The sequence below is a fragment of the Polaromonas jejuensis NBRC 106434 genome, assembly GCF_001598235.1.
Taxonomy (GTDB): domain Bacteria; phylum Pseudomonadota; class Gammaproteobacteria; order Burkholderiales; family Burkholderiaceae_C; genus Polaromonas; species Polaromonas jejuensis.
Genome location: NZ_BCYO01000001.1, coordinates 291,776 through 317,359 on the forward strand (window position 1 = coordinate 291,776; position 25,584 = coordinate 317,359).

A 25,584-nucleotide genomic window follows, 5' to 3' on the forward strand; every position below is an offset into this window, starting at 1 on the left:
CATCGGAATGAAGTTTGAAGTAATTTTATAGAAATTCCGTTGGTCAGAATAAATTAAAAAAATATCTCTATATACGGAATAACCTGTTGACGATTTTTTCTATCATGCCCTAGCATAAGCGTCATCAAAGTGTCATCGCGTTGCATGTCGCGGCGCTGATCGCACCCTGTTTTCGGAGCTTGCCGATGTCTTTCCTGACCCTGACGAATGTGAACAAGGCCTATGGCGCCACGCGCGCCGTGATCGACATGAACCTGTCGGTGGAAAAAGGCGAATTTGTCTCGCTGCTCGGGCCCTCGGGCTGCGGCAAGACCACAACGCTGCAAATGATTGCGGGTTTTGCCGACGTCACCGCCGGCCGCATCACGCTGGATGGCCGCAACATCACCCATGCCAAACCGAATACCCGCGGCCTGGGCATCGTGTTCCAGAGCTACGCGCTGTTTCCGCACATGAGCGTGCACGACAACGTGAGCTTTGGCCTGGAAATGCTGCGCGTGCCCAAAAGCGAGCGCGCTGAACGTGTGAAGGCCGCGCTGGCGCTGGTGCACCTGGAGGCGCATGCCACGCGCTACCCGCGCGAGCTCTCCGGCGGCCAGCGCCAGCGGGTTGCCCTGGCCCGGGCCCTGGTGATCGAGCCGCCGGTGCTGCTGCTTGACGAGCCGTTGTCCAACCTGGACGCCAAGCTGCGCGAGGAAATGCAGTTCGAGCTGCGGCAGATCCAGCGCAAGGTGGGCACCACCACGGTGATGGTGACGCACGACCAGACCGAGGCCATGTCCATCAGCGACCGCGTGGTGGTGATGGAAGCCGGCCGTGTCACGCAAATCGACCAGCCGCACCGCCTCTACGAGCATCCGCAAACGCGCTTCATCTCCAGCTTTGTCGGCAAGGCCAACCTGCTGGAAGGCCGGGTCACGGCCATCGGCGCGTGGGCCACGGTGAACCTGGGCACGGTGTCGCTGGAGGTCGAGGCGCCGGGGGCCGCCGCGGGCGACGCCGTGGTGCTGAGCCTGCGGCCCGAAAAAATCCGGCTTGTGCCCCAGGGCCAGGGATGTCTTGCCGGTACGGTGCGCGAGCGCTTTTTCCTGGGCAGCCAGTGGCTTTACCAGGTGGCAACGGCCGCCGGTGAGCTGGTGGTGGTCTGCCCCAATGACGGCGCAGTGCCTGCCGAAGAGGGCCAGGGCATAGGCCTGGACTGGCCGGTGCAGCAGGTGCGCCTGTTGCCCGGAGCCAGGCATTTGGCGCATGAGCCGCAGCGTGCGCTGGAGGCGGTGGCATGAGCGCTGCATCCATAGCCGCGCCGCTACCTGCCGTTTCGATGTCCGGGACCTCGCGCGCACCGTGGCTGTTGTCGGCGCCGGCCTTCGTGCTGTTTGCCTGCCTGCTGCTGGTGCCGCTGGCGCTCACGGCCGTGCTGTCCTTTCAGATGTTCGACCATGCCACCGGCGTCAAGAACAGTTTCACGCTGGCGCATTACGCCGCGGTGCTGACGGACGATTACTACCATGCCATCTTCTGGCGCACCTTGTGGATATCGGCGCTCACCACGCTGATCTGCGTGCTGGTCGGCGCGCCAGAGGCCTATGTGCTGAGCCGCATGCGCAGCCCGTGGCGCTCCATCTTGTTGCTGGTGGTGCTGGCGCCGCTGCTGGTCTCGGTGGTGGTGCGCGCCTTCGGCTGGAGCATGCTGCTGGGCCCCGAGGGCCTGGTGAACCAGGTGGTGCGCGCCGTGGGCCTGCCGCCCATGCGCATTCTCTACACCGAAGCCGCGGTCGTCATCGCGCTGGTGCATGTGATGCTGCCCTTCATGGTGATCCCGGTGTGGACCTCGCTGCAAAAGCTCGATCCCGGCGTGGAAGACGCCGCGCTGTCGCTCAGGGCTTCGCATTTCACCACGGTGCGGCGCGTGATTTTTCCGCAGGTGTTGCCCGGTGTGCTGTCCGGCAGCCTGATCGTGTTCGGCCTCTCCGCCAGCGCCTTTGCCATTCCCGGCCTGCTGGGCGGGCGGCGCCTGAAGATGGTGGCCACGGTGGTGTACGACGAATACCTGCACGAACTCAACTGGCCTTTGGGCGCGGCGATTGCGCTGACGCTGCTGCTGGCCAACCTGGCCTTGATGCTCAGCTACAACCGCGTGCTTGAGCGCTCCTACAAAAAGGCGATGGGGTAATCATGTCAAAAAACGGTCCCATCGCGCTGCTCTTCAACGCCCTCGTCATCGCCTTCATGATGGCGCCCCTCGTCATCGTCTGCGTGGTGGCCTTCACGCCCGGCAACACGCTCAGCATTCCCACGACGCAGTTTTCGCTGCGCTGGTTCAAGGCGGTGTTTGCCCATTCCGACTTTGTGCAGTCCTTCAAGAACAGCCTGTGGCTCGCCTTCCTGTCGGCCACGCTGGCCACCGCTATTGCCGTTCCTGCCGGGCTGGCCATCGCGCGCCACAGCTTCCCGGGCCGCAATTTCCTTAACGGCCTGTTTCTGTCGCCGCTGATCATTCCGCACCTGGTGCTGGGCGTGGCGCTGCTGCGCACCTTTTCGCTGATAGGCGCGACCGGCAGCTTCTTCTGGCTGGCCCTGGCGCATGTGGTCATCATCACGCCCTATGCGCTGCGGCTGGTGCTGGCTTCCGTGGAAGGGAGCGACCGCAGCGCTGAGCAGGCCGCCCTGTCGCTGGGCGCCAGCCAGGCCACGGTGTTCCGGCGCATCACCTTGCCGATGATTTTGCCCGGCGTGACCGGCGGCTGGCTGCTCGCCTTCATCAACAGCTTTGACGAAGTGACCATGTCCATCTTTGTCACGGCGCCGTCCACCGTGACGCTGCCGGTACGCATGTACATGTATGCCACCGAATCGATTGACCCGCTGATGGCGGCCGTCTCGGCGCTCATGGTGGCGCTCACCGCCGTCGCCATGCTGGTGCTGGACCGCGTCTACGGCCTCGACAAGATTCTGGTGGGGCACAAATGACCCCGTTCACCAAGGAAAGACCCGTGGCACTTCTTCAACGCGTGGCCGAAACCGACCGCAGGCCGGTGGGCTTTGTGCTCAACGGCCAGGCGCTCACCGCGCTGGTCGGTGACACCGTGCTGACCGCGGTACTGACGCACAGCGCGCAGTTGCGCCGCAGCGAGTTCAGCGGCGAGCCGCGCGCCGGTTTTTGCATGATGGGCGCCTGCCAGGACTGCTGGATCAGCACCGAATCGGGCCAGCGCCTGCGCGCTTGCGCCACCTTTATTGAAGAGGGCATGCGTCTGGTCACGGGCGTGGAGGGGCTCGAATGACGAAAACCCTGCAAGCCGTCATTGTGGGTGCCGGGCCGGCGGGTGTGCGCGCGGCCCAGACGCTGGTGGCGCACGGCGTGCGGCCGGTGGTGGTGGATGAAGCGCCACGCTGGGGTGGGCAGATTTATCGCCAGCCGCCCGTCGGTTTCAACCGGTCCAAGCAAACGCTGTACGGTTTTGAGGCCAAGCGTGCCGACGCGCTGCACGGCGCCATGGCCGGCATCCTGGGCCGTATTGACTACCGGCCCGACACCCTGGTCTGGAGCGCCGAAGGCGGCCGGCTTGATCTGCTCAGCCGCGGGCGCATGGGCACGCTGCCCTACAGCCAGCTCATTGTGGCCACCGGCGCAACCGATCGCGTCTTGCCGTTTCCGGGCTGGACGCTGCCCGGCGTCTATACGCTGGGCGCTGCGCAGGTGGCGCTGAAGTACCAGGGCTGCGCCATCGGCTCGCGCGTGGTTATCGCCGGCACCGGGCCTCTGCTCTACCTGGTCGCCTACCAGTATGCGAAAGCCGGCGCGAAGGTGGTCGCGGTGCTGGACACCGCCGGTTTCAAGGACAAGGCGGCAGCCGTGCCCGCCATGCTGCGCCAGCCGGCGGTGTTCGCCAAAGGCCTGTATTACCTGGGCTGGCTGCTGGCGCACGGCGTGCCGGTGCACCAGGGCGTGCGGCTGCTGCGCGCCACGGGTGACATGCAGGTTGCGGCCATGCGCTGGCGAGACGGGGCCAACGAGCGCGAAGTGGCCTGCGATGCCGTGGCCTTCGGCTATGCGCTGCGCTCCGAAACCCAGCTGGCCGACCTGCTGGGCTGCCGTTTCAGCTACAACGCCTTGCAGCGCGCCGCGCTGCCCGAGCGCGATGCGGCAGGGCGATCCAGCGTGCCGGGCGTGTACCTGGCGGGCGATGGGGCCGGCATCATGGGCGCCGACGCCGCCGAGTGGGCGGGCGAGCGCGCGGCGCTGGCGCTGCTGGCGGATGCCGGCAAGGCCGTGGATGCTGTGCGGGCCTCTGAACTGGAAGCCCGGCTGGCGCGCACGGCAGCCTTTCGCATCGGGCTGGAGCGCGCCTTTCCCTTCCCGCAGGACTGGGCCGCCAGCGCACCCGACGAGCTGGTGATTTGCCGCTGCGAGGAAATCACGGCGGGCCAATTGCGGCAATGCGCGAGTGACACCGGTGCGCGCGAAATGAACCGGCTCAAGGCGTTGACGCGCGTGGGCATGGGCCGCTGCCAGGGCCGCACCTGTGGCGTGGCTGCGGCAGAAATCCTGGCGCAGGCCTGTGCGGTGGCGCCCGATGCCGTGGGCCGGCTGCGCGGCCAGGCACCCATCAAGCCCTTGCCCTTTGCGGTGATGGCGCGGGTGGACGGGGAGACCGCATGATGGAACGCATTTCTGCCGACGTGGCCATTATTGGCGGCGGCATCATGGGCTCGTCGGCCGCCTTGTTCCTGCGCCGCATGGGCCTGTCGGTGGTCTTGCTGGAGCGCGACCTTTGCGGCTCGCGTTCCAGCGGCGTGAACTATGGCGGCGTGCGGCGCCAGGGCCGGCCGCTCAGCCAATTGCCGCTGTCGCAGCGCGCCCAGGGCATCTGGTCCCAGCTGCCGGAACTCATAGGCATTGACGGCGAATACCTGCGCTCCGGTCACCTGAAAATTGCGCGCAGCGAGGCCGATCTGGCCGCGCTGGAAAGCTACCGGGAGCACACGCGGGACTTCGGCATGGCGCTCGAAATGCTGTCCGCGCGCGCCTTGCGCGAGCGCTGCCCCTGGCTGGGAAAAGCCGCCGTGGGTGCGTCCCTGTGCCCGGAGGACGGACAGGCCAATCCGCGTCTGGTGTCGCCGGCCTTTGCCTTGGCCGCGCGGCGGCTGGGCGCGGATGTGCGCGAGCAGACGCGCATCGACGAAGCGGCGCACGACGGTTCGGCGTTTGTAATGCGCTCGGGCGATGCGCTGGAAGTCCGCGCCAGGCATTTACTCAACTGTGCGGGCGCTTGGGCCGGCACCATTGCGGCGCAGTTTGGTGATGCCGTGCCCATGGAGTCCGGCCATCCCGAAATGGCGGTGACCGAACCCCTGCCGGTGTTCCTGAATTTCAGCCTGGGCGTGGAAGGCGGCGGCGTTTACGCGCGGCAGGTGGCGCGCGGCAATTGCGTCATCGGTGGCGGCCGGGGCTATGCGCTGGACGACCAGCGCGCCCGGGTGCAGCGCAGCGGCCTGGCCACGCTGATGCAGCAGACTGTTGAACTGCTGCCGACGCTGCGCAATGCCCACATCATCCGCACCTGGAGCGGCACCGAAGGCTATTTACCGGACCGCCAGCCGGTGCTGGGCCCCAGCGCCACCACACCGGGCCTGATTCATGCATTCGGTTTTGCCGGCGGCGGTTTCCAGCTTGGTCCCGCCGTCGGTGCGGTGCTGGCCGACCTGGTGCGTGATGGTCAAACCGCCACACCGCTGGCCGCATTTTCTGTTTCACGTTTTACTTCAAACCCGCGTGTGGCAACCACCGGACTTGTCCCGTCAGCTGTTGTCTAGCCCTCGATGTTTAACCTTGTTTCCAGGAGAAGCTCATGAACCTGTCCTCACGTTTCTTGTCCGCCCGCATCACTGCGGTGTCTTTCGCCGTTGCCGTGGCCGGCATGTCCGCCAGCGTGGCCATGGCCCAAACCAAAACCCTGTATATCGGCATGAATGGCGGGGTGATGGAAAAAACCTGGACCGAACATGTTTTCCCGGCATTCGAAAAAGCCAACAACGTGAAAGTGGTGGTGGTGCCCGGCACCTCATCCGACATTCTGGCCAAGGCCCAGGCTAACAAGGACAAGCCGCAAATGCACGTCATGTTTCTGGACGACGGCATCATGGTGCGCGCCATTGGCATGGGCTTGTGCGAAAAGATGAAGCCCAGCGCGGCGCTCAATGAAGTGTATCCCGCCGCCCGCTTCAAGGGCGACATGGCGACCGGCGTGACCATGGGCATGACGGGCCTGGTCTACAACAAGAAAATGTTTGCCGAAAAAGGCTGGCCCGCGCCCACCTCGTGGATGGACCTGGCCGACCCGAAATTCAAGGGCAAGGTCGTGTTCCAGTCGCTGTCGTCTTCGACCTTTGGCCTGCATGGCTTCCTGATGTTCAACCGCATCAAGGGCGGCACCGACAAAAACGTCGAGCCCGGATTCAACGCCTGGAAGACCAGCATAGGCAGCAATGTGCTCGAATACATCCCCAGTTCGGCCAAGTTGTCAGAAATGATGCAGACCGGCGAAGCCGCCATTGCGCCACTGACCCCCACCGCCGTAGCCGGCCTTCAGGAAAAAGGCATCGCGGTCGAATACGCACAGCCCAAGGAGGGCTCGGTGGTGCTGATGTCGGCCGAGTGCGTTCTTGCCAACAACAGCGAACCGGTGCTGGCGCAAAAGCTGGCCGAATACCTGCTCACTGCCGAGGCACAGGCTGCCGGCTTGCAGCACGGCAACCAGATTCCGTCCAACCCCAAATCGCAGGCCGTGGGCGACGATGCCAAGCGCAAACTCAAACAGTTTGGCGACTACATGAAGACGGCCGTCACCGTCGACTGGGACGTGATCAACGAAAACCGCCCGGCCTGGAATGCGCGCTGGAACAAGACGGTCGAGCGCTGATTCGCTGACCGCGTGGCTGGCTGGCAGATGAGGGCGGGAGCCCGCCCCTGCCAGCCAGGCGCGTTAGGTGTGCTTTGGGCATGAACTGGTGCTACGCCCTTTTATGATGGGCTTGGTGTGCTATAAAAAGCAGAGCAGAGAAACCATCACATTCCCCACGCTTTAGCAGGAGAGCTTCAGCGGAAAGTAGCGTCAATATGTACTTATCGATAGTCAGCATTGACCTATGGTTCGATAAAGTTGTTACCCTGCCGCACATCCCTCCAAAAGTAAATCAAAGAAGCAGTTACTTTGTTGAAGTCACAAAACCCGGGTTAAAAGCGCACGCTCTAGACACAACACATTTGTTGTGTAAAATACCTTGGTGTCCTCCATTCCACTTGTCTCCACTGACCGTCAGGCTCGCGATCTCGAAGCCGAGATCGATAAGATTTCTTTGGCTTTATCGTCTGATCAAACGCTTAAGTCCATCATCGAAGGCTTACCCGAACTAGCTATCGAAGGCATTCGCCGTTCGCTGACCACCGAAAAACGCGAACTGACCGAGAAGCTCGAAGCCTTCCGTCTTGCTCAAGAAGGCAATACGGCGCTAATGCAAGAACAGGTAGGCAACGATTTGGGCGACCTCCTGATCGTTGCTCGGCTTGCTCAAAACTGGAAGCAGAAGGATCTAGCAAGGAAGCTAGGCAGGCAGGAGCAGTCAATACAGCGTTGGGAATCCGAGCGGTATCGCAGTATTAGTCTTGGAAACTTTATGAAAGTGGCCCGCGCTCTTTCTGTCGAGTTCTCTGCTCAGTTCCAGCCGTCCCACATGGCGAAGTGGCTGCCACCTCCGGATTTAAGCCAGGCTGAGGTCCAAAAAGTGCTGAAGCATGCCCGAACTCATAACTGGTTCGAGGACCAAGATTCGGATCAAGAGGATCGCAGCAAGCGACTAATTCGTTATGTGTCGGAGCACGTCACAAGATATGGAACACCCTCGTTACTGAGAACTGGCATTAACGTCAAGGATCATTCTGAAGATTGGGTACTACTTTCCTGGAAAGCGCAGGTTACTCGTTGTGCAGAGCGCATCATTGACAGTGAGCAACTCTCATATCGGCCATTGGATGTGTCTTGGCTGAGGCAGTTGGCCAAGCTTAGTGCGAACGCGGAAGGGCCGTTGCAAGCACAGACACTGCTAAAAAAGCATGGGATCGTGCTCATCATCGAGAGAAACATTCCAGGCATGGAAGTCGATGGTGCAGCTTTTCTGGTCGAAAGCATTCCGGTCATCGGATTGACTCTACGGCGCGATGCACTAGACAACTTCTGGTTCACGTTAATGCATGAGGTCGCTCACGTCATCCTGCACTACAAGACTGGCCTAGCATCCGGATTTTTTGACGATGTCGAGCACGCGGAAGTAGATGAGTTCGAGCAGGAGGCCAACAAGTTCGCATCGGACCTGCTGGTGCCCGAGGAACTATGGTCGCGCACGCCCGCGCGAATTGCCAAGACGTCCGCGCCGATTGAAAATCTGGCTAAGCAACTGAATATTGCGCCCGCCATCATTTTTGGCCGAATTCGCTTCGAGCGTAAAAACTACACGATCTTTTCGGACAAGATCGGTCGGGGTACAGTCCGCAAACTTTTCCTACCTGAGGTTAAAGATGAATAGTCGCAAGCGGTTTATCTACATGTCAACACTTCGCATGAAGATGGGAGAGATGGAAGGACTGTCCTGGTTGCGCAGCGATGTCGCCGATTGCGTCATCCCCAATTTGATCGTGCCGCCTGCCAAAGAGCGCAGCAGCTCAAGCCAGGAATCGCTCTTTGCCGGAGGCAAGTCCATTCCCGATGTGGGCGGTGTGTTGGCAAAGTACTGGGTTCATCGGCCCGCCTTCGTTGACCCTCGGGTGCTTTTCAAGGAGTACGGCACGGAGAATGCGGTGAGCTGGCTCCCTGCACTTTTCAGCCGCGCACGCAACTTGAGCGTGATCGCCATCCCCGTCGCCAGCTTGGTCACACTGGAGACGATGGGCGTCGCCGCCTTCAAGGCTGCGATTTCACGCGGCGATGGCATGAAGTTCGGCTTGTCTATCCTGTCGGGCGACATGACTGATCCCAATGTGGGAACTCGCGTCCAGGCGGTACTGGCGGGTTTGAGCTTAAGACCCTCGGAGTGCGCCGTGATTGCCGACTTCACGGATGCGGACCTTTCTGAGCCCTCATTTGTTGCTCCCATCATTCGCGGCGCACTGGAGCAACTGCAAAGTCTCGGCCAGTGGCAAATGATCGTCTTCCGGGGCACGCACTATCCAGAAAAGAATCCGGCCAAGCCTGGGCAAACTTTTATTCAACCCCGCAACGAGTGGCACGCCTGGACGGAAGCCGTCAAGTTCGACCCGTCAACGGCACACCAGATGGTGTTCGGGGATTTTGCGGCGGACAATGCCAAGATCGACTTCAAGGCGGGTCGTGCGCAGGCGATCCGACATTGCCGTTACACCACCGCATCGGACTGGCTCGTGACGCGAGGAAATGGCGAGGGCTCTGACTACGAGGTCATGAAGGATGTCTTTGAGCGGATCGTGGACAGCGGGGAGTTCTCCGGCCCGACCTTTTCCAATGCAGATGCGTACATCTACGATGTGGCCCGCAACAACTCATCGAAGGCCGGCAATGCAACGACTTGGCGCCAGGTGAACACGACGCACCACATTACCCGAGTGGTTGCGGATATAGCTACAGTTCGCAAGATTCCTATCTCGACGTTGCCCAACGCTCCAGCCGGAGCGCAGCAATCTTTGGAACTAACTCGATAGTCACCGTTCAGCCGGTAGGGGTTTAGCCGAGTGTGAGGCACCAGAGCCATGGATCATGACTTAGACGCCATCATCGGCGTGCATCGTCGAGGGGTGCTCATACTGGCACGCTGTTACTGCACTGAGTGCTGCTAGCTATCGATAACTGCCTATGGTCGATGCCTGGGCGACTTGACGATTCTTTGCAGAAGCAGGATATGCAACATTTTCACAAAGCAATTGATTGCTAAAAATATCGTCTTTTGCTAAGGTCTGTCCCCATGGACAAACCCGCTGCGCGCGCCCGCCCTGCCGCTCGCGTTCCCACTGAGCCTCAGAGCGCGCCCGCTGCTTCAGGAAAGCGGCCGCGCGGCCGCCCCCGCAAAACCCTGGACGAACGAGACGACGGTAACCGGCGGGTGGAACTGGTCAATGCCGCGGCCCGGCTGTTTCACAAGAAGGGTTTTGACGCCACCAGCACGCGCGACATCGCCGCGGCGGTGGGCATGCACAGCGGCTCGCCCTTTTATCACTTCAAAAGCAAGGGCGCGCTGCTCTACGCCGTGGTGGACGAGGGCATGCGCTCCGCCATTGCGCGGCAGACGGCGGTCCTGCAAGCCGCCGCGCAGGCAGCGCCCGACCCGTCCGCCCTGCTTCGCGTGCTGGTCCACAATCATTTCGATGTATTGCTGGGTCCGGGCAGTGATTTCATTCCCGTCATGCTTTACGAATCGCGGGCGCTCACGGCGAGGCAACGGGCATCGCTGGCCAAACTGCGCAGCGACTACGAGGCCGTCTGGGTGCCCGTATTGGAGGCCCTGACCCGCACGGGCCGACTCAAGGCCCCCCTCAAGCTGGCGCGCCTGCTGATCTTTGGCGCACTCAACTGGTCGGTGCAATGGTTTGATGCCCGCAAGGATGCTTCCCTGGATGACCTGGCGGACGCGGCCATGGCGCTTTTTTTGCAGGCCCCCTGCTCGTCATGAAGCGCTTGATCGCCGTGAGGCAGGGGCGGTGGGCTGCGCCGCGCACGGGCTGCTCGGGCTGGCATGTTGAAAAATTTTGAAGGACTGCGCCGAATGACAACCAGAACGATGAGCAAAGCACTGACCGCCCCCGCTGTTCCCGACATTGAATTTGAAGAAGAGTTCGTCACGGGCCTCAAAAACATCTTTGAAGAAAAGATAGTTTTCAACAAATTGCTGGGCCTGAAGATCAGCTCGCTCAGGGCCGACCGGGTGATGGCCCGCATCGACATGCGCAACGAGCTGATAGGCCACTATGCCCACAACCGCATTCACGGCGGCGTGATCAGCGCCGGGCTGGACGCCATGGGCGGGCTGGCGGTGATGGCGGCCATTGGTGCGCGCCACATGGACGAAACGCCCCTGCAGCGGCTGCACCGTTTTGCCAAGCTCGGCACGATTGACCTGCGGGTGGACTATTTGCGTCCCGGCATAGGCGATCACTTTGAGCTGCGCGCCGAGGTGCTGCGCCTGGGCTCGCGGGTGGCGAGCACGCGCATGGAGTTTCTGGGGGCCGACGGCAAGCTTTTTTCCACGGCGGCTGCGGCTTATATCGTCTCGTAGTTTTCCGCGCCTAAGGCCGGCACCGGATTTTCTGGAAGCCGCCGCAAGCTATCCGTTGCAGGCGTTCCCGAGCATGTCCAGAAAGCGCTGGCGCCACCAGTGCACATCCTGCTCCCGGATATTTTTAAGCAGCCTCTGGTGCCGCGCCTGCCGCTCTTGCAACGGCATCTGAAGCGCCCGCTGCATGGTGTCCGCCGTGCCGTCTGTGTCGTAGGGGTTGACCAGCAAGGCCTCTTTCAGCTGCTCCGCAGCCCCCGCAAAGCGGGACAGCACCAGCACCCCGGGATCTGCCGGGTCCTGCGCGGCAATGAATTCCTTGGCCACCAGATTCATGCCGTCGCGCAGCGGCGTGACCAGCGCCACCCGTGCCGCGCGGTAAAGCCCGGGCAGGCGCTTGCGCGCCACATTGCGGTGGATGAAGCGGACGGGCATCCAGTCCAGCTCGCCAAAGTTGCCATTGGTGGCGCCGCACAGACTCTCCAGTTCCTGGAGCAGGTCGGTGTAGGTCCCCATGTCTTCCCGGCTTGGCGAGGCAATCTGGATCAGCGTGGCGCTGCGAATGTTTTCCGGGTATTTTTTTAGCAGGGCCTCAAACGCGCGCAAGCGTTGCGGCAGGCCTTTGGAATAGTCCAGACGCTCCACGCCCAGCAGCAGTTTGCGGCGCGAATACTCCTCTTTCATGCGGTCATACATGTCGCTCGCTTCCTTGCCATGCGTGAGCGCTGCGAATTCATCCACGTCAATGCCAATCGGGAAGGCTCCTGCCTGCACGGTGCGGTGAAAGGCCCGAAAACGATGCTCACCCAGGTCCACGGCACCGGCCTCGGCCTGCACATAGCGCGAAAAGTTTTGCAGGTCGGCCTCGCTCTGAAAGCCCAACAGGTCGTAGTCAAACATGGCACGCATCAGCCATTCGTGCTGGGGGATGGCCGCCAGCACCTGCTGCGGCGGCAGCGGAATGTGCAGGAAAAACCCGATGCGTTGGGTAGCGCCCAAGGCGCGCAATTCGGCGGCCAGCGGAATCAGGTGGTAGTCGTGCACCCAGAGGATGTCGTCGGGTTTGAGTTGCGTCATCAGCTTGCGTGCAAACAGCTGGTTCACGCGGCGGTAGGCGCCGATGAAACCCGCGTCAAAACGCGCCAGATCCAGCCGGTAATGAAACACCGGCCAGAGCACGCCGTTGCTGTAGCCCAGGTAATAGCCGGCGTGGTCTTCGGCGGACAGGTCCACGGTGGCCAGTGTGACGTTGCCGGCTTGCTGCACATGCAGCTCGCCTTCGCCGGGGGCCCCGCCCTCAACCACGGTGCCGCTCCAGCCGAACCAGAGTCCACCGGTGGCGTTGAGCGCATCGCCCAGCGCCACGGCCAGGCCGCCAGCCGCCGCCGCCTTGCGCGGATCGGCCACGCGGTTGGAGACAACAACCAAGCGACTCATCCCGTGCGACCGAATATGGAGAGTTGGCTGCTGACACCAGCAGGGGCCGCGGAACCGGCTTTGCCGGGCCGCAGGCGCCAGCCCCCTGCAAGGGGGGGAGGTGCTACACGAAGTGAGCATCCGGCGGGGGTGTTCATACCTGACTATCCCAGGGCGCGGAAAGGCGGACCGCCGCGTTGATGATGCCCACCATGGAATAGGTCTGCGGGAAGTTGCCCCACATCTCGCCGGTGACCGGGTGCGTGTCTTCCGACAGCAGGCCCAGATGGTTGCGTGCGGCCAGCATGGTTTCAAAAATTTCACGCGCCTGCGCCTTGCGGCCAATGCGCGCCAGGGCATCGATGCGCCAGAACGTGCAGATATTGAAGGCGGTTTCCGGCTTGCCGAAATCGTCGGAGGCCTCGTAGCGGCGCATGTAGGGGCCGTCGCACAAATGGGTCTCCAGCGCGTCCACGGTGGTGATGAAGCGCGGATCTTTCGGGTCGATAAAGCCCACCTCAATCATCAGCAGCACGCTGGCATCCAGGTCCCGCCCGCCAAAACTTTCGGCAAAGGCCTGGCGCTCTTCGCACCAGGACTCATGCAAAATGCGCGCCTGCATTTGCTGGGCATGGCCTTGCCAGTAGGCGGCACGCTCGGGCAGTTGGAGCACCCGCGCAATTTTGGCCAGGCGGTCGCACGCCGCCCAGCACATCAGGGCCGAGGAAGTGTGCACGCGGGCACGCGTGCGCAACTCCCACATGCCGGCGTCGGGTTGGTCGTAATTTTTTGCCGCCTGCTCGCCGACGGCTTCGAGCCGCTTGAACTCGGCCGGCCCTGCGCGGTGCAGCAGCCGGAGGTCATGAAAAGCCTGCGCCGCACCCAGCACCACATTGCCATAGACGTCATGCTGAAAATGCTCTTGTGCCTGGTTGCCCACGCGCACCGGCCCCATGCCACGGTAGCCGCCCAGATGCGCCACGACGGATTCGGGCAGTTCGCGCTCCAGGCCAATGCCGTACAGCGGCTGGATGTGGCCGCCGTTGGCCTGCACCACCACGTTGCTCAGCCAGCGCAGGTAGTCTTCCATGGTGCCCACTTCCGAGAGGCTGTTGAGTGCACGCACGACAAAAAAGGCATCGCGCAGCCAGCAGTAGCGGTAATCCCAGTTGCGCTGGCTGCCCGGCGCCTCCGGGATGCTGGTGGTCATGGCGGCGACGATGGCGCCGGTGTCTTCAAACAGGGACAGCTTGAGCGTGATGGCCGCGCGGATCACCGCTTCCTGCCACTCCTGCGGAATGGCCAGGCGCTGGCTCCACCGGCGCCAGTAAGTCACGGTTTCCTGTTCAAACAGCCGCGCCGTATCGGCAATGCCGTCGGCCAGCGACTCGTCGGCGCCCAGCAGAAAATTGTGCTCGCGCGTCAGCACGAAAGGCTGTTTGGACAGCAGGTGAGACAGCGGGGCGTCGGTGGTCAGCCGCAGCGTCAGTGCATCACCTACATAGCGCAGGTGGTTGCTGCCTCGTGTAATCAGGGGTTTGCGCCGGCCCCAGTCAAAACGGACGTCCAGCGACACGCGGATGCGCGGCGCGCCATGGAGGGGACGCACGCGCCGCACCAGCGTCATGGGGCGAAAGAAGCGCGAGCGGCTGAAAAAACGCGGCGCAAAGTCGGTGATTTCTATGCCCTGGCCGTTTTTGTCAAACAGCTGGGTGCGCAGCACGGCGGTATTGGGCTCGTACCACTGCCGCGACTCGGCGAAGTCCTCAATCTCGATGGAAAAAGCGCTGGGCTGGACGTTGCCATCGTCTGTTTGGGCTGTGCCCGGTTGCAGCAGCGCGTTGAACACCGGGTCGCCATCAAAGCGCGGCAGGCAGCACCAGACGATACGCCCGCGTGCATCAATCAGCGCACTGAACGCGCAGTTGCCGACCACTCCCAGTGAGAGCGAAGGTGCCGCGGGTGGTGCAAAGCGCACGGAGTCTTCGGCAACGGTCATGGGCGGATACTCCCCGTGGTGTTTTCATCGCAGGCTGCCCGCAGCCACTGGCGCAGTGCCTTCGGCGTTGCGCAGCGGTAGCGGGCCAGCGTTGCGCCTTCGCCGACCTTGATGCCCTGGCCGCCCAAACCCTGAACGGCCGAAAACCCGGCCTCATCGGTGGTGTCGTCGCCAGCGAACAGGGGCAGGCGGCCGGCGAAGGGCGATTCCCTCATGAAGGCTTCGATGGCGCTGCCCTTGCTGATGCCCGCCGGCTTGACTTCAAAGACAGATTTGCCGTGCAGCAATTCGACGCCTGAGGTATGGTCGGCTGCCTCCGCCATAAATTGCCGGCAAAGCGCTTCCAGCTCGGGGGCCTGGCGGTAGTGCAACGCCAGGCTTGCGGGCTTGATTTCCACGTGCAGGCCGGGGTGGCTTTCCGCCAGCGCCGTGGTCTGCCGAATGAGCTCCCGCAGGTCGGGCGATGCCAGGCGAAGAAGCTTTCCGCCGGGCCAGCGCTGGTGCGCACCATGCTCGGCGGCCGTGGTGAGCTGCAAAGGCCCCAGAAAGCCATCCAGGTCCGCGAGCTGGCGTCCTGACACGACGGCCAGCGCGCCTTTCAGCCGTCGTTCAAGCTGCCTCAGGAGCGGCACCAGGTCGGCGGGCACCTGCACGGCCTCGGGCTGCGGCGCGATGTCGACCAGCGTGCCGTCAAAGTCCAGGAAAAGTGCGGTCTGCGGGCCAATGCCAGGCAGGGGCATTGAAGAAGGGGCGGGTGAAAGCTGCATCGCTGCCAACCTTAGCAAAACCGGCCTTCAATGGCTGTAGGCCGGTTTCGCTTTTGCAGCACTTTCCCCTGTGACTCAGGGGCTCTTTCCCGCCAGGAAGCCGCAGCGCTGGTCTACCGCGGCCACCCGCGCCTGGTGAATCAGCTCGCCTACCTGCTTGCCGTTCTGGCCGGCCGCCTGCGCCTCGGCGGCCACCAGGTGGGTTGCCACGGATTGGGCCGCAGCCAGTGCCTCCAGCAGCCGTGGGCGCTGAGGGTAGGGGGCCTGTTCAAATCCGAGGCGCCCGCGGGCGTCGCATTCGCAGGCCAGCAGGACGTCGGCAAAGCGCCTGGGCTTGCGAAAGGCGTCGCAGCGCTCCAGCAGCCGCACCACGGCGGCGGCGCCGAATTCGGCACTGCGGTGGATGTTGCCGTGCTCGCGCGCCACCACGTCGGCCAGTTCGCGGCAGTCGGTCGGTACCCGCAGGCGCTCGCAGACGCCCAGGAGCTGCTGCGCGCTGCGCTCTTCGTGGCCGGTATGCCGGGGCAGAATATCGGCCGGCGTCGTGCCCTTGCCCAGGTCGTGGCACAGGCAGGCAAAGCGCACCGGCAAGGAGGCGTCCAGCTGCGCCGCCATGTCCAGCACCATCATCAGGTGGATGCCGGTGTCCACCTCGGGGTGGTAGTCGGCGCGCTGCGGCACGCCCCAGAGCCTGGCAACTTCAGGCAGCAGCTTTTGCAGCGCCCCGCATTCGCGCAGCACCTCAAACAGACGTGACGGCTTGTCCTCCATCAGGCCGCGGGCCAGTTCCTGCCACACCCGTTCGGGCACCAGCGCATCGACTTCGCCGTCTGCCACCATGTCCTGCATCAGCGCCAGGGTTTCGGACGCCACGGAAAAGTCCGGAAACCGGGCGGAAAAACGGGCCAGCCGCAGGATGCGCACCGGGTCTTCGCGGAAGGCTTCGGTCACGTGGCGCAAGACCTTGTCCCGCAGATCCCGTTGCCCGCCGTAAGGATCGATCAGGGCCTCGAAGTCGGCATCAAATACGGCTCCAGCCCCCGAAGATCGGGCGGGAGCAGCTATTGAATTGATAGTGAGGTCGCGCCGCGCCAGATCCTGCTCCAGCGTCACGTCGGGCTTGGCGTGGACCACAAAACCGCGGTAGCCGCGTGCTGTCTTGCGCTCGGTGCGCGCCAGCGCGTATTCCTCCCGGGTTTGCGGATGCAGGAACACCGGAAAGTCCTTGCCCACCGGCAGGTAGCCCTGGGCCACCAGTTCTTCGGGCGTGGCCCCCACCACCACCCAGTCGTGGTCCTGTACGGCCAGACCGAGCAAGGTATCGCGCACCGCGCCACCAACCATGTAAATCTGCATGGCGGCAGTTTAGCGGCTCAAGAGATTGAATTACAGCCGGGGCCGGCATGACGCCGCCCGGGTGCTGGTCAGGAAAACACGGGGCGGAAAAAACTGCGCTCGTAGCTGATGATGCAGCGGGTGTCTTCCGCGTACTTAAAGGCGGCCTGGCAGTCCGAATCTTCGAAGGAACGCTGGCGGTAGCTTTCGTAGGCCGCCAGGCTGCCAAAGGTGAACAGCGCCAGCGCAATGTTATTCGCCCCTTCGCCGGGCATGAAGTAGCCGTGGTGCTTGCCACCGAATTTTTCGACCAGCGGAATCCACAGTTTGCCGTAATGCTCAAATTCCTTGAGCTTGCTGGCATCAAGTACGTAGCGCAGGTAAATGGTGACCATGAGGCGGCTTGCTTTCTGCGGTTCAGCGCTTGATGCGGTAGGGCTCTTCAAAATCGCGGAAATCGTTTTCGGCCAGCGCGTCGTCCACCCAGGCTTTGACGCCGGGCAGGGCATTCAGGCGCTGGATGTAGGCGGTGATCTCGGCCGGCACCGGCAGGGCATAGCTTTTCAGGCGCATGCAGACCGGCGCAAAAAATGCATCGGCAATGCTGAAGTCGCCGAACAGGAAGCGAGCCCCCCCGGTCGACTTCGTCTCCCTGTCCCCCGAGGGGGCGTCCGCGGCGGTGCGGGGTCCCTGGTGTTCGGCCAGCAGCTCGCTCCACATGGCGACCAGGCGCTGCACATCGGCACGCACCGCGGGCTTGTCGCGCCAGATCAGCTGACCGGCCTCCTGCAGGTCGGCTTCAATATTCATCGGGCAGGCCGAGCGCAGGGCGCCAAAGCCGCTGTGCATTTCGGCGCAAACGCTGCGCGCCCGGGCGCGTGCCGGCACGCTTTGGGGCCAGAGGTTTTTACCGGGGAAGCGCTCGGCCAGGTACTCGGCAATGGCCAGCGAGTCCCACACCACAAAGCCGCCGTCGTCCAGCGCCGGCACCTTGCCTGCCGGGCTCACGCGGCCGATTTTTTCCTTGAAGCTGGAGTTGGCGTCAAACGAATCAAAACGCAGCTTGACCTCCTCGAAGGGAATGCCGGCCTGCTTGAGCAGCACCCAGGGCCGCATGGACCAGGAGGAGTAGTTTTTATTGCCGATGTAGAGCTTGAGCATGGGATTCCTGTCTGCTGAGAATGGAGGCTGAAATGCAATGACTTGCGATCCTACCGCCGCGCCAGCGCGCCATTGATGCAAAAAAACCGCGAAATTGATGCTACACCGCCCCGAACGAACAGGAGGGCCGAGGCTTCCTCTCTACGCCAGCCGGGGCCGCGGGACTGGCTTTGCCAGACCGCAGGCGCAGCGGCCCCCTCGGGGGGCAGCGCATTACACGAAGTGAAAAGCGTGGGGGCTAAATCCTTCCGGCCGCTTTGCGCTTCGCCGTGAGGCCGCCGCGCAGTCCCTGCAGGCCCAAATAAGTGGGCGCGATGGCCTCCAGTGCCGCCGGCGCAATGCCCAGTGCCTGCAGGCCAGGCAGCTTGCCGCTGGCGACGTTGTCGGTTTCCATGGCGTCGAGATTGTCCTGGCTCAGCAGCGGCTCGCCCGGCGCCAGCGCCATCAGCCGGGCCTGCAAACGCGCCAGCGGCGCAGGCAGCCCGATCACGGGACGGCCCTTGCCGCCCTTGATGCCGGCGTAATGGCCTGCCAGCTTCACCAATTGCCGTAGCGTGAAGACTTCGGGCCCGCAAACTTCATAGATCTGGTCTATCGTGCCCCTGTCCTGCAGGCAGTGCAGCACCGCGCTGGCAACGTCCTCGACCCACACGGGCTGAAAGCGTGCCTCGCTGGCGGCCAGCGGCACCACTGGAGCCAGTCGCTGCAGCCGGGCAAAGGTGTTGAGGAATTTGTCTTCCGGGCCAAAAATCACGCTGGGGCGCAGCACCGTCACATCCAGCCCGCTGCTGAGCAGCACCGTTTCGCCGCGCGCCTTGCTGCGCTGGTATTTTGATGCCGCGCTGAGCGAAGCGCCCAGCGCGCTGACATGCACGATGCGCCGCAGGCCGCTGGCCTCGCAGGCACGCGCCAGCTCCAGCGGCAACTGGACATGCGCCTTTTCAAAGTCGGCTTCCGAGCCGTGCAAAATGCCCACCAGGTTGACCACCGCCTCGTGCCCGGCCAGCAAGGGCGCGAGCGAGGCACTGTCATGCACATCGACCTCGACCACGTCGACCAACGGCAGCACCTGCAGGTGCCGGGCCTTGTCGCTGCGACGCGTGGCCACGGTCACGCGGCATTGCTGGCGGACCAGTTTTTCGCACACATGACCGCCGATAAAACCGGTACCACCCAGGAGAAGAACTTTTTCCATAAACCCTAATTTAGCGTGTTTGTGGGGGTCTTACGTGAAAAGTTGACATCTCTTCCGCCCTCGGCCCTGCGGCTGCCGCTGGCGGTCAATCCCGGACGATTTTGCGCGGTCTGCCGGAGTCGTCAATCGCCACATAGGTCAGGCTGGCTTCCGTGACCTTGATGTAGCGGCCCTGGGACCTAAAGCGCTCGGCATACACCTCGACCTGCACCGTGACGGAGGTCGTGCCGATGCGGCTGACGCTGGAAAAGAACGACAGGATGTCGCCCACCCGGACCGGCTGCTTGAAGACGAACTGGTTGACGGCCACGGTGGCCATGCGGCCGTTGGCGTAGCGGGCAGGCAGGACCGAGCCCGCCAGGTCGACCTGGGCCATGACCCAGCCGCCAAAGATGTCGCCGTTGGCATTGCAGTCGCCGGGCATGGGGATCACCTTGAGCACCAGCTCCTTGTCGGTGGGCAGGTGGACGTTGAGGGGGTGTGCGTCGGCGTGAGCGCCGGCTTCGGCGGTAATGCCCGTGGGCGCGCTGGATTCGGAAGACATAGGCACAATCTGAATAGAAATTAATACAAACCAGAAACGATTGTCCCTCATGCGTTCCCGAGCTTCTACGGCCGATTCTTCCCTTCCTGTGCCTTCCGTGACGGCGGCAGGCTCCCGCACGGCGGCTACCCCTGCGCGCTCGGATCTCGGCACGCTGAAGCGGCTGTTTCCCTATTTGTGGGAGTACAAATGGCGTGTTTTTGCCGCGCTGAGCTTCATGGTGGGCGCCAAACTGGCCAATGTGGGCGTGCCGCTGCTGCTGAAAAACCTGGTCGACGCCATGAGTTTCAAGCCGGGCGACGTGCAGGCGGTGCTGGTGGTGCCGGCGGCCTTGCTGCTGGCCTACGGCCTGCTGCGCCTGTCGACCACGCTCTTTACCGAACTGCGCGAGCTGGTGTTTGCCAAGGCTACCGAAGGCGCGGCGCGGCGCATTTCGCTGGAGGTGTTCCGCCATCTGCATGCGCTCAGCCTGCGCTTTCACCTGGAGCGGCAAACCGGCGGCATGACGCGCGACATCGAGCGCGGCACGCGCGGCGTGCATTCGCTGATCTCCTATTCGCTGTACAGCATCATCCCGACCCTGATCGAGGTCAGCCTGGTGCTGAGCCTGCTGGCCGTCAAGTTCGACGTCTGGTTTGCCGGCATCACCGGCATCGCGCTGGTGTTCTACATCTTTTTCACGGTCACCGTGACCGAATGGCGCACGAAATTCCGCAAGACCATGAACGAGCTGGATTCGTCGGCCCACAGCCGCGCCATCGACTCGCTGCTGAACTACGAGACCGTCAAATACTTCAACAATGAGGAATTCGAGGCCGCCCGCTACGACGAAAGCCTCAAGCGCTACCGCAAGGCCGCCATCAAGAGCCAGAACACGCTGAGCCTGCTCAACACCGGGCAGCAGCTGATCATCGCGCTCGGGCTGGTGGCCATGCTGTGGCGCGCCACGCAGGGCGTGGTCGATGGCCGCATGACGCTGGGCGACCTGGTCATGGTCAACGCCTTCATGATCCAGCTCTACATTCCGCTGGGCTTCCTGGGGGTGATTTACCGGGAAATCAAGCAGAGCCTGACCGACCTGGAAAAGATGTTCGCGCTGATGGAGCGGGAGCGCGAAATCGCCGACGAGCCGGGTGCGCAGCCGATCCGCATTGAGGCCTCGCCTGCCGTGCGCTTTGAAAACGTCGGCTTTGCCTACGACCCGGCGCGCCCCATCCTGCACAACGTCAGCTTTGACATACCGCCGGGCAAGACGGTGGCGGTGGTGGGTTCGTCGGGGGCCGGCAAGTCCACCCTGGCGCGCCTCTTGTACCGCTTCTACGACGTGCAGCAGGGCCGCATCACCATTGCCGGGCAGGACATCAAGCATGTCACGCAGGCCAGTGTGCGCCAGGCCATTGGCATCGTGCCGCAGGACACCGTGCTGTTCAATGACACGGTGGAATACAACATTGCTTATGGCAAGCCCGGCGCCAGCCACTCCGAAGTCGAAGAAGCCGCCCGTGCGGCGCACATCCACGGCTTTATTGCCTCGACGCCGCTGGGGTATCAGACCATGGTGGGCGAGCGTGGCCTGAAATTGTCGGGCGGTGAAAAGCAGCGCGTGGCGATTGCCCGCACCCTGCTGAAAAACCCGCCGGTGGTGATTTTTGACGAAGCCACCTCGGCGCTGGATTCGGCCAACGAGCGCGCCATCCAGGGCGAACTGCGCGCCGCCGCGCAAAACAAGACGACGCTGGTGATTGCGCACCGCCTCTCCACCGTGGTCGATGCGCACGAAATCCTGGTGATGGACGCCGGGCAAATAGTGGAGCGCGGCACGCACGCGCAACTGCTGGACAGGCAAGGCGCTTATGCGCGGATGTGGGCGCTGCAGCAGAGTTCCGGCGAAATTTAAGAGGTAAATAGTGCTCCAGCCCTTGTTGTGAGGGCGCGGTAAGCTACTTATTTGATAGCGATTGGGGCTGTGAGGCGGCCGCAGCATTCCTTCGGCGTTTGCCGGCCATGGGTGTTCCCCCAAGGTCAGGCGCCCGCCAAGCTCGCATAATCCCCTCCATGGAAACCAAATGGCTGGAAGATTTCGTCAGTCTGGCTGAAACGCGCAGTTTCAGCCGCTCTGCCCAACTGCGTCACGTCACACAGCCCGCGTTTTCGCGGCGCATCCAGGCGCTGGAAGCCTGGGCCGGCACCGACCTGGTGGACCGCAGTTCCTACCCGACGCGCCTGACGCCGGCCGGCCAGACGCTGTACAGCCAGTCGCTGGAAATGCTGCAGGGCCTGCAGTCCACGCGCGCCATGCTGCGCGGCCACACCGCGGCCGGCCAGGACGTCATCGAGTTTGCGGTGCCGCACACGCTGGCCTTCACGTTCTTCCCGGCCTGGGTCAGCAGCCTGCGCGAGAAGTTCGGCCCCATCAAAAGCCGCCTGATCGCGCTCAACGTGCACGACGCCGTGTTGCGCCTGGTCGAAGGCAGCTGCGACCTGCTGATCGCCTACCATCATGATTCCCAGCCCTTCCAGCTGGACCCCGACCGCTATGAAATGGTCTCGCTGGGCAAGGAGGTGCTGGCGCCCTTTTCGCGGGCCAACGCCGCGGGCGAGCCCGAGTTCAGCCTGCCGGGCCGGGCCGGGCAACCGCTGCCCTACCTGGGCTACGCGCCCGGCGCCTACCTGGGCCGGGTGGTGGACCTGATCCTCAAGCAGTCCAGCACCGCCATCCACCTGGACCGGGTCTATGAAACCGACATGGCCGAGGGCCTGAAAGCCATGGCGCTGGAGGGGCACGGCATTGCCTTTTTGCCGCTGAGCGCCGTCAAGAAAGAGCTCAAGGCCAAAAAGCTGGTCAGTGCCGGCCCTGATCTGGAGATGACCATGGACGTGCGCGTTTACCGCGAGCGGCCTACGTCGCAGGAGGCTGCCAAAACCCATGCCCAGGCGCTGTGGAACTATTTGCAGTCCCAGGCCAGCCAGGCCGGCGGCAAGGACAAGGCGGCAGGCCGGGGCGGCGCTCAGGCGGCGACTAGGTAGCAACCCTTAGTCCTTATAAATAAAACGCATAGCTGGGCGCGCAAACAGCATTGGTGTTTTCAAGGCCGCAAACTTACAGTGCCACACGTTCAAGGCAGGCCGCAACCGGCGGTCCATCCGGCTGACAGGCATGGATTGAAAGGCCGGGACGAAAACTGGCACAAAGACTGCTTACATTAACGTTATAGTTCCGGGTTTTTATGCGCGCACCATTTTGGAAGCTCCAGCACCGTGTTTTTTTACTGCGTTCCATGCCTGTCCGTTTGACCGCTCGTTTTCGGGCGCGTGCTTTGCTGGCAGCCCAGGCTGTGCCGCTCTGAAGAGCCCGGGTAAACCTGGGCTTGGCCTGGTGGCCAGCTCTCTAAAATAGTTCGATAACCGTTTCATTTCTATAGGAGACTCCATGAAACTCAAGCTAATCGCTTTGTCCGTCGCCCTGCTCGCTGGCGGCGGCGCATTTGCGCAAGGCGCCGACACGCTTGCCAAAGTCAAGGCCTCGGGCGTTGTGACCATGGGTGTTCGCGACTCCTCTGGCGCACTGTCCTATACGCTGGGCGACGGCAAGTACACCGGTTACCACGTTGAAATCTGTGAGCGCATCGTCGCCAACCTGGAAAAAGCGGCCGGCCGCAAGCTCGAAGTGAAATACCAGCCGGTGACCTCGCAAAACCGCATTCCGCTCGTGCAAAACGGCACGGTGGACATTGAGTGCGGCTCCACCACCAACAACCTGGCGCGTCAGAAGGACGTGGCTTTTGTGGACACCACTTTCGTGGAAGAAGTCCGCATCGCCGTGAAGGCCAGCTCCGGCATCACCTCGGTCTCCCAGCTCAACGGCAAGACCGTGGCCACCACCACCGGAACGACGTCGGTGCAGACGCTGCGCAGGAACAAGCGCGCCGCCGGCGTTGACTTCAAGGAAGTTTTCGGCAAGGACCACTCCGACAGCTTCCTGCTGCTCGAGTCGGGTCGCGCCGATGCGTTTGTCATGGACGGCTCCATCCTGGCCGGCAACATCGCGACGGCCAAGAAGCCATCCGACTTCAAGATCGTCGGTGAGGTGCTGAGCGTTGAGCCCATCGCCATCATGATCCGCAAGGACGATCCCTGGTTCAAGCGCATGGCTGACGACACGGTCAAGAGCATGATCAAGTCGGGCGAGATGAACAAGCTGTGGACCAAATGGTTCCTGCAGCCGATTCCGCCGAAGAACACCAAGGTCGGCCTGGCGCTGAGCGTCAGCACCAAGGCCGCCTGGGACAACCCGAATGACAAGCCCATGGAAGAATACGTCCAGAAGTAAACCGGGCTGCCGACGTGAAAACCCCGCCGGTCGTCTTGCCCGGGCGGGGTTTCTCGTTTACTGTCGCTAAAAATTACACAACAACCATTTGCGGGAGCCGTGATGACTTGGGATTGGCAGGTATTCTTAAACGACGACGGTAGCGGTCGTACCTATCTGCGGTGGATGTTCGACGCCTGGGGCTGGACACTGTCTGTCGCAGGCTGTGCATGGGTGGTGTCCATGGTGCTGGGGGCCTTGATGGGGACCTTTCGGACTCTGCCCAACAGCCCCTGGCTGGTGCGGCTGAGCAATGCGTGGGTGGAGCTGTTCCGCAACATCCCGCTGCTGGTCCAGATCTTTGTCTGGTATTTCGTCGTGCCAAAGGTGATCCCGCCCATGAGGGACGTCCCCGGCTTCGTTCTGGTGGTCCTGGCGCTGGGATTTTTTACCTCGGCCCGTATTGCCGAGCAGGTGCGCGCCGGGGTGCAGGCCTTGCCGCGCGGCCAGCGTTATGCCGGCATGGCGCTGGGCTTTACCACCTTTCAGACCTATCGCTATGTGATATTGCCCATGGCTTTTCGCATCATCATTCCACCGCTCACCAGCGAGTCGATGAACCTGCTGAAGAACTCTTCGGTGGCGTTTGCCGTGTCGATTGCCGAACTCACCATGTTTGCCATGCAGGCGCAGGAAGAGACCTCGCGCGGTATCGAGATTTATATCGCCGTGACGGGGCTGTACGCCATTTCAGCGTTTGCAGTGAACCGCGTCATGGCCCTGGTCGAGAAAAAAATGCGGATTCCCGGCTACATCGTGGCCGGCACTGCGGGCGGAGGGCACTGACATGCTGGGACTCGACCTGAGCTTTCTGAACTGGGAGATCATCTCCAAGTTCGTCATGAACGGATTCATCTTCAGCATTCAGCTGACGGTGATTGCCACCCTGGGCGGCATTGTGCTGGGGACCCTGCTGGCCCTGATGCGCCTGTCGGGCCGGCAGGTGCTGATGGTTCCCGCGACCATTTACGTCAACGGCATGCGCTCCATTCCGCTGGTGATGGTGATCCTGTGGTTCTTCCTGCTGGTGCCCACCATCATAGGCAAGCCGATTGGCGCCGAACTCTCGGCCACGATCACCTTTGTGGCCTTTGAAGCGGCTTATTTCAGCGAAATCATGCGGGCCGGCATCCAGTCGATTTCGCGCGGGCAGGTCAATGCCGGGCGCGCCCTGGGCATGACTTACGGCCAGAACATGCGGCTGGTCATCCTGCCGCAGGCATTTCGCAACATGGTGCCGGTGCTGCTCACGCAGACCATCATCCTGTTTCAGGACACCTCGCTGGTGTATGCCATTGGTGCTTACGACCTGCTCAAGGGCTTTACCACCGCGGGCAAGATCTATGGCCGGCCCGAGGAGGCCTATCTGCTGGCCGCCGTGGTTTATTTTGTGATGTGCTACAGCTTGTCCTATATGGTCAAGCAGCTGAACCGCAGAATCGCCATCATTCGCTGAGAAGCAGTGTCAAGACATAGCTCTCAAAGAGCACTCTGGAGAATAAG

The 25,584-nt window shown here is 62.7% G+C and carries 24 protein-coding genes; 16 read left to right on the forward strand and 8 right to left on the reverse strand.

Going from position 1 to position 25,584, the window contains the following annotated elements; genetic code table 11:
• Nucleotides 1-185 precede the first annotated feature (185 nt).
• The 11 genes from PJE01S_RS01300 to PJE01S_RS01350 all read left to right on the forward strand — a co-directional run bounded on the left by PJE01S_RS01300 (nt 186) and on the right by PJE01S_RS01350 (nt 11,298).
• Nucleotides 186-1,283 carry an ABC transporter ATP-binding protein gene (locus PJE01S_RS01300; RefSeq protein ID WP_068831325.1) on the forward strand — a complete coding sequence of 366 codons (1,098 nt, stop codon included), beginning with the start codon at nt 186-188 and terminating at the stop codon, nt 1,281-1,283.
• A 38-nt stretch (nt 1,284-1,321) separates the two neighbouring features.
• Complete coding sequence (locus tag PJE01S_RS01305; protein ID WP_157090200.1) at nt 1,322-2,173, forward strand: ABC transporter permease; 852 nt, start codon at nt 1,322-1,324, stop codon at nt 2,171-2,173.
• A 2-nt stretch (nt 2,174-2,175) separates the two neighbouring features.
• Nucleotides 2,176-2,970: an ABC transporter permease gene (locus PJE01S_RS01310; RefSeq protein ID WP_068831327.1), complete on the forward strand. Its 795-nt coding sequence runs from the start codon at nt 2,176-2,178 to the stop codon at nt 2,968-2,970.
• Nucleotides 2,967-3,284 carry a (2Fe-2S)-binding protein gene (locus tag PJE01S_RS01315; protein ID WP_068831328.1) on the forward strand — a complete coding sequence of 106 codons (318 nt, stop codon included), beginning with the start codon at nt 2,967-2,969 and terminating at the stop codon, nt 3,282-3,284. The genes PJE01S_RS01310 and PJE01S_RS01315 overlap by 4 nt, the downstream gene beginning before the upstream one ends.
• Entirely contained in the window at nt 3,281-4,663 is a 1,383-nt protein-coding gene (locus tag PJE01S_RS01320; RefSeq protein ID WP_068831329.1) for an NAD(P)/FAD-dependent oxidoreductase, read from the forward strand. Before PJE01S_RS01315 ends, PJE01S_RS01320 begins: the two co-directional genes overlap by 4 nt.
• On the forward strand, nt 4,660-5,817 hold the full coding sequence (locus PJE01S_RS01325; protein ID WP_068831330.1) for an NAD(P)/FAD-dependent oxidoreductase: 1,158 nt from the start codon (nt 4,660-4,662) through the stop codon (nt 5,815-5,817). The genes PJE01S_RS01320 and PJE01S_RS01325 overlap by 4 nt, the downstream gene beginning before the upstream one ends.
• A 35-nt stretch (nt 5,818-5,852) precedes the next feature.
• Nucleotides 5,853-6,923 (forward strand): ABC transporter substrate-binding protein, encoded by a 1,071-nt coding sequence (locus tag PJE01S_RS01330; RefSeq protein ID WP_084389291.1) that lies wholly within the window; start codon nt 5,853-5,855, stop codon nt 6,921-6,923.
• Nucleotides 6,924-7,287: 364 nt separating this feature from the next.
• Nucleotides 7,288-8,583, forward strand: a complete 1,296-nt coding sequence (locus PJE01S_RS01335) for an XRE family transcriptional regulator (protein ID WP_157090186.1) — start codon at nt 7,288-7,290, stop codon at nt 8,581-8,583.
• Nucleotides 8,576-9,730, forward strand: a complete 1,155-nt coding sequence (locus tag PJE01S_RS01340; protein ID WP_068831332.1) for a beta family protein — start codon at nt 8,576-8,578, stop codon at nt 9,728-9,730. Before PJE01S_RS01335 ends, PJE01S_RS01340 begins: the two co-directional genes overlap by 8 nt.
• Nucleotides 9,731-9,990: 260 nt before the next feature.
• Entirely contained in the window at nt 9,991-10,695 is a 705-nt protein-coding gene (locus PJE01S_RS01345; RefSeq protein WP_068831333.1) for a TetR/AcrR family transcriptional regulator, read from the forward strand.
• Nucleotides 10,696-10,803: 108 nt separating this feature from the next.
• Nucleotides 10,804-11,298 carry a thioesterase family protein gene (locus PJE01S_RS01350; protein ID WP_068831334.1) on the forward strand — a complete coding sequence of 165 codons (495 nt, stop codon included), beginning with the start codon at nt 10,804-10,806 and terminating at the stop codon, nt 11,296-11,298.
• Between the two features lie 48 nt (nt 11,299-11,346).
• Here PJE01S_RS01350 and otsA read toward each other — a convergent pair whose 3' ends face one another.
• The 8 genes from otsA to PJE01S_RS01390 all read right to left on the reverse strand — a co-directional run bounded on the left by otsA (nt 11,347) and on the right by PJE01S_RS01390 (nt 19,712).
• A complete protein-coding gene (gene otsA, locus PJE01S_RS01355) occupies nt 11,347-12,732 on the reverse strand; it encodes an alpha,alpha-trehalose-phosphate synthase (UDP-forming) (RefSeq protein WP_068831335.1) in 1,386 nt (461 codons plus the stop codon).
• Nucleotides 12,733-12,865: 133 nt separating this feature from the next.
• Entirely contained in the window at nt 12,866-14,710 is a 1,845-nt protein-coding gene (locus PJE01S_RS01360; protein ID WP_068831336.1) for a glycoside hydrolase family 15 protein, read from the reverse strand.
• Entirely contained in the window at nt 14,707-15,450 is a 744-nt protein-coding gene (otsB, locus tag PJE01S_RS01365; RefSeq protein WP_068831337.1) for a trehalose-phosphatase, read from the reverse strand. Before otsB ends, PJE01S_RS01360 begins: the two co-directional genes overlap by 4 nt.
• Before the next feature lie 102 nt (nt 15,451-15,552).
• A complete protein-coding gene (locus PJE01S_RS01370) occupies nt 15,553-16,833 on the reverse strand; it encodes a multifunctional CCA addition/repair protein (protein ID WP_068831338.1) in 1,281 nt (426 codons plus the stop codon).
• 68 nt (nt 16,834-16,901) lie between these two features.
• Nucleotides 16,902-17,207, reverse strand: coding sequence for an NIPSNAP family protein (locus PJE01S_RS01375; protein ID WP_068831339.1), 306 nt, complete (start codon nt 17,205-17,207; stop codon nt 16,902-16,904).
• A 22-nt stretch (nt 17,208-17,229) separates the two neighbouring features.
• The gene (locus tag PJE01S_RS01380; RefSeq protein ID WP_068831340.1) at nt 17,230-17,973 is read right to left on the reverse strand and encodes a glutathione S-transferase family protein; all 744 of its coding nucleotides are present in this window, start codon (nt 17,971-17,973) and stop codon (nt 17,230-17,232) included.
• A 238-nt stretch (nt 17,974-18,211) separates the two neighbouring features.
• Entirely contained in the window at nt 18,212-19,168 is a 957-nt protein-coding gene (locus tag PJE01S_RS01385) for a complex I NDUFA9 subunit family protein (RefSeq protein WP_068831341.1), read from the reverse strand.
• 85 nt (nt 19,169-19,253) lie between these two features.
• On the reverse strand, nt 19,254-19,712 hold the full coding sequence (locus PJE01S_RS01390) for an acyl-CoA thioesterase (RefSeq protein ID WP_084389293.1): 459 nt from the start codon (nt 19,710-19,712) through the stop codon (nt 19,254-19,256).
• A 49-nt stretch (nt 19,713-19,761) separates the two neighbouring features.
• Here PJE01S_RS01390 and PJE01S_RS01395 point away from each other — a divergent pair, with 49 nt between their 5' ends.
• From PJE01S_RS01395 to PJE01S_RS01415, 5 genes are all read left to right on the forward strand, one after another.
• On the forward strand, nt 19,762-21,609 hold the full coding sequence (locus PJE01S_RS01395) for an ABCB family ABC transporter ATP-binding protein/permease (protein ID WP_068831342.1): 1,848 nt from the start codon (nt 19,762-19,764) through the stop codon (nt 21,607-21,609).
• Nucleotides 21,610-21,767: 158 nt separating this feature from the next.
• On the forward strand, nt 21,768-22,739 hold the full coding sequence (locus PJE01S_RS01400) for a LysR substrate-binding domain-containing protein (protein WP_068831343.1): 972 nt from the start codon (nt 21,768-21,770) through the stop codon (nt 22,737-22,739).
• 403 nt (nt 22,740-23,142) lie between these two features.
• A complete protein-coding gene (locus tag PJE01S_RS01405) occupies nt 23,143-24,042 on the forward strand; it encodes a transporter substrate-binding domain-containing protein (protein ID WP_068831344.1) in 900 nt (299 codons plus the stop codon).
• A 102-nt stretch (nt 24,043-24,144) separates the two neighbouring features.
• Nucleotides 24,145-24,867: an amino acid ABC transporter permease gene (locus PJE01S_RS01410; protein WP_068831345.1), complete on the forward strand. Its 723-nt coding sequence runs from the start codon at nt 24,145-24,147 to the stop codon at nt 24,865-24,867.
• 1 nt (nt 24,868) lies between these two features.
• Nucleotides 24,869-25,537, forward strand: coding sequence for an amino acid ABC transporter permease (locus PJE01S_RS01415; RefSeq protein WP_174548491.1), 669 nt, complete (start codon nt 24,869-24,871; stop codon nt 25,535-25,537).
• Nucleotides 25,538-25,584: the final 47 nt, after the last annotated feature.

Coding starts and splice junctions, on each gene's coding strand:
- PJE01S_RS01360 (WP_068831336.1), bottom strand. CDS start 14,710: ATGACCGTTGCCGAAGACTCCGTGCGCTTTGCACCACCCGCGGCACCT.
- PJE01S_RS01305 (WP_157090200.1), top strand. CDS start 1,322: ATGTCCGGGACCTCGCGCGCACCGTGGCTGTTGTCGGCGCCGGCCTTC.
- PJE01S_RS01405 (WP_068831344.1), top strand. CDS start 23,143: ATGAAACTCAAGCTAATCGCTTTGTCCGTCGCCCTGCTCGCTGGCGGC.
- PJE01S_RS01320 (WP_068831329.1), top strand. CDS start 3,281: ATGACGAAAACCCTGCAAGCCGTCATTGTGGGTGCCGGGCCGGCGGGT.
- PJE01S_RS01410 (WP_068831345.1), top strand. CDS start 24,145: ATGACTTGGGATTGGCAGGTATTCTTAAACGACGACGGTAGCGGTCGT.
- PJE01S_RS01380 (WP_068831340.1), bottom strand. CDS start 17,973: ATGCTCAAGCTCTACATCGGCAATAAAAACTACTCCTCCTGGTCCATG.
- PJE01S_RS01370 (WP_068831338.1), bottom strand. CDS start 16,833: ATGCAGATTTACATGGTTGGTGGCGCGGTGCGCGATACCTTGCTCGGT.
- otsB (WP_068831337.1), bottom strand. CDS start 15,450: ATGCCCCTGCCTGGCATTGGCCCGCAGACCGCACTTTTCCTGGACTTT.
- PJE01S_RS01400 (WP_068831343.1), top strand. CDS start 21,768: ATGGAAACCAAATGGCTGGAAGATTTCGTCAGTCTGGCTGAAACGCGC.
- PJE01S_RS01375 (WP_068831339.1), bottom strand. CDS start 17,207: ATGGTCACCATTTACCTGCGCTACGTACTTGATGCCAGCAAGCTCAAG.
- PJE01S_RS01315 (WP_068831328.1), top strand. CDS start 2,967: ATGACCCCGTTCACCAAGGAAAGACCCGTGGCACTTCTTCAACGCGTG.
- PJE01S_RS01325 (WP_068831330.1), top strand. CDS start 4,660: ATGATGGAACGCATTTCTGCCGACGTGGCCATTATTGGCGGCGGCATC.
- PJE01S_RS01345 (WP_068831333.1), top strand. CDS start 9,991: ATGGACAAACCCGCTGCGCGCGCCCGCCCTGCCGCTCGCGTTCCCACT.
- PJE01S_RS01340 (WP_068831332.1), top strand. CDS start 8,576: ATGAATAGTCGCAAGCGGTTTATCTACATGTCAACACTTCGCATGAAG.
- PJE01S_RS01390 (WP_084389293.1), bottom strand. CDS start 19,712: ATGTCTTCCGAATCCAGCGCGCCCACGGGCATTACCGCCGAAGCCGGC.
- otsA (WP_068831335.1), bottom strand. CDS start 12,732: ATGAGTCGCTTGGTTGTTGTCTCCAACCGCGTGGCCGATCCGCGCAAG.
- PJE01S_RS01300 (WP_068831325.1), top strand. CDS start 186: ATGTCTTTCCTGACCCTGACGAATGTGAACAAGGCCTATGGCGCCACG.
- PJE01S_RS01415 (WP_174548491.1), top strand. CDS start 24,869: ATGCTGGGACTCGACCTGAGCTTTCTGAACTGGGAGATCATCTCCAAG.
- PJE01S_RS01385 (WP_068831341.1), bottom strand. CDS start 19,168: ATGGAAAAAGTTCTTCTCCTGGGTGGTACCGGTTTTATCGGCGGTCAT.
- PJE01S_RS01330 (WP_084389291.1), top strand. CDS start 5,853: ATGAACCTGTCCTCACGTTTCTTGTCCGCCCGCATCACTGCGGTGTCT.
- PJE01S_RS01350 (WP_068831334.1), top strand. CDS start 10,804: ATGAGCAAAGCACTGACCGCCCCCGCTGTTCCCGACATTGAATTTGAA.
- PJE01S_RS01395 (WP_068831342.1), top strand. CDS start 19,762: ATGCGTTCCCGAGCTTCTACGGCCGATTCTTCCCTTCCTGTGCCTTCC.
- PJE01S_RS01310 (WP_068831327.1), top strand. CDS start 2,176: ATGTCAAAAAACGGTCCCATCGCGCTGCTCTTCAACGCCCTCGTCATC.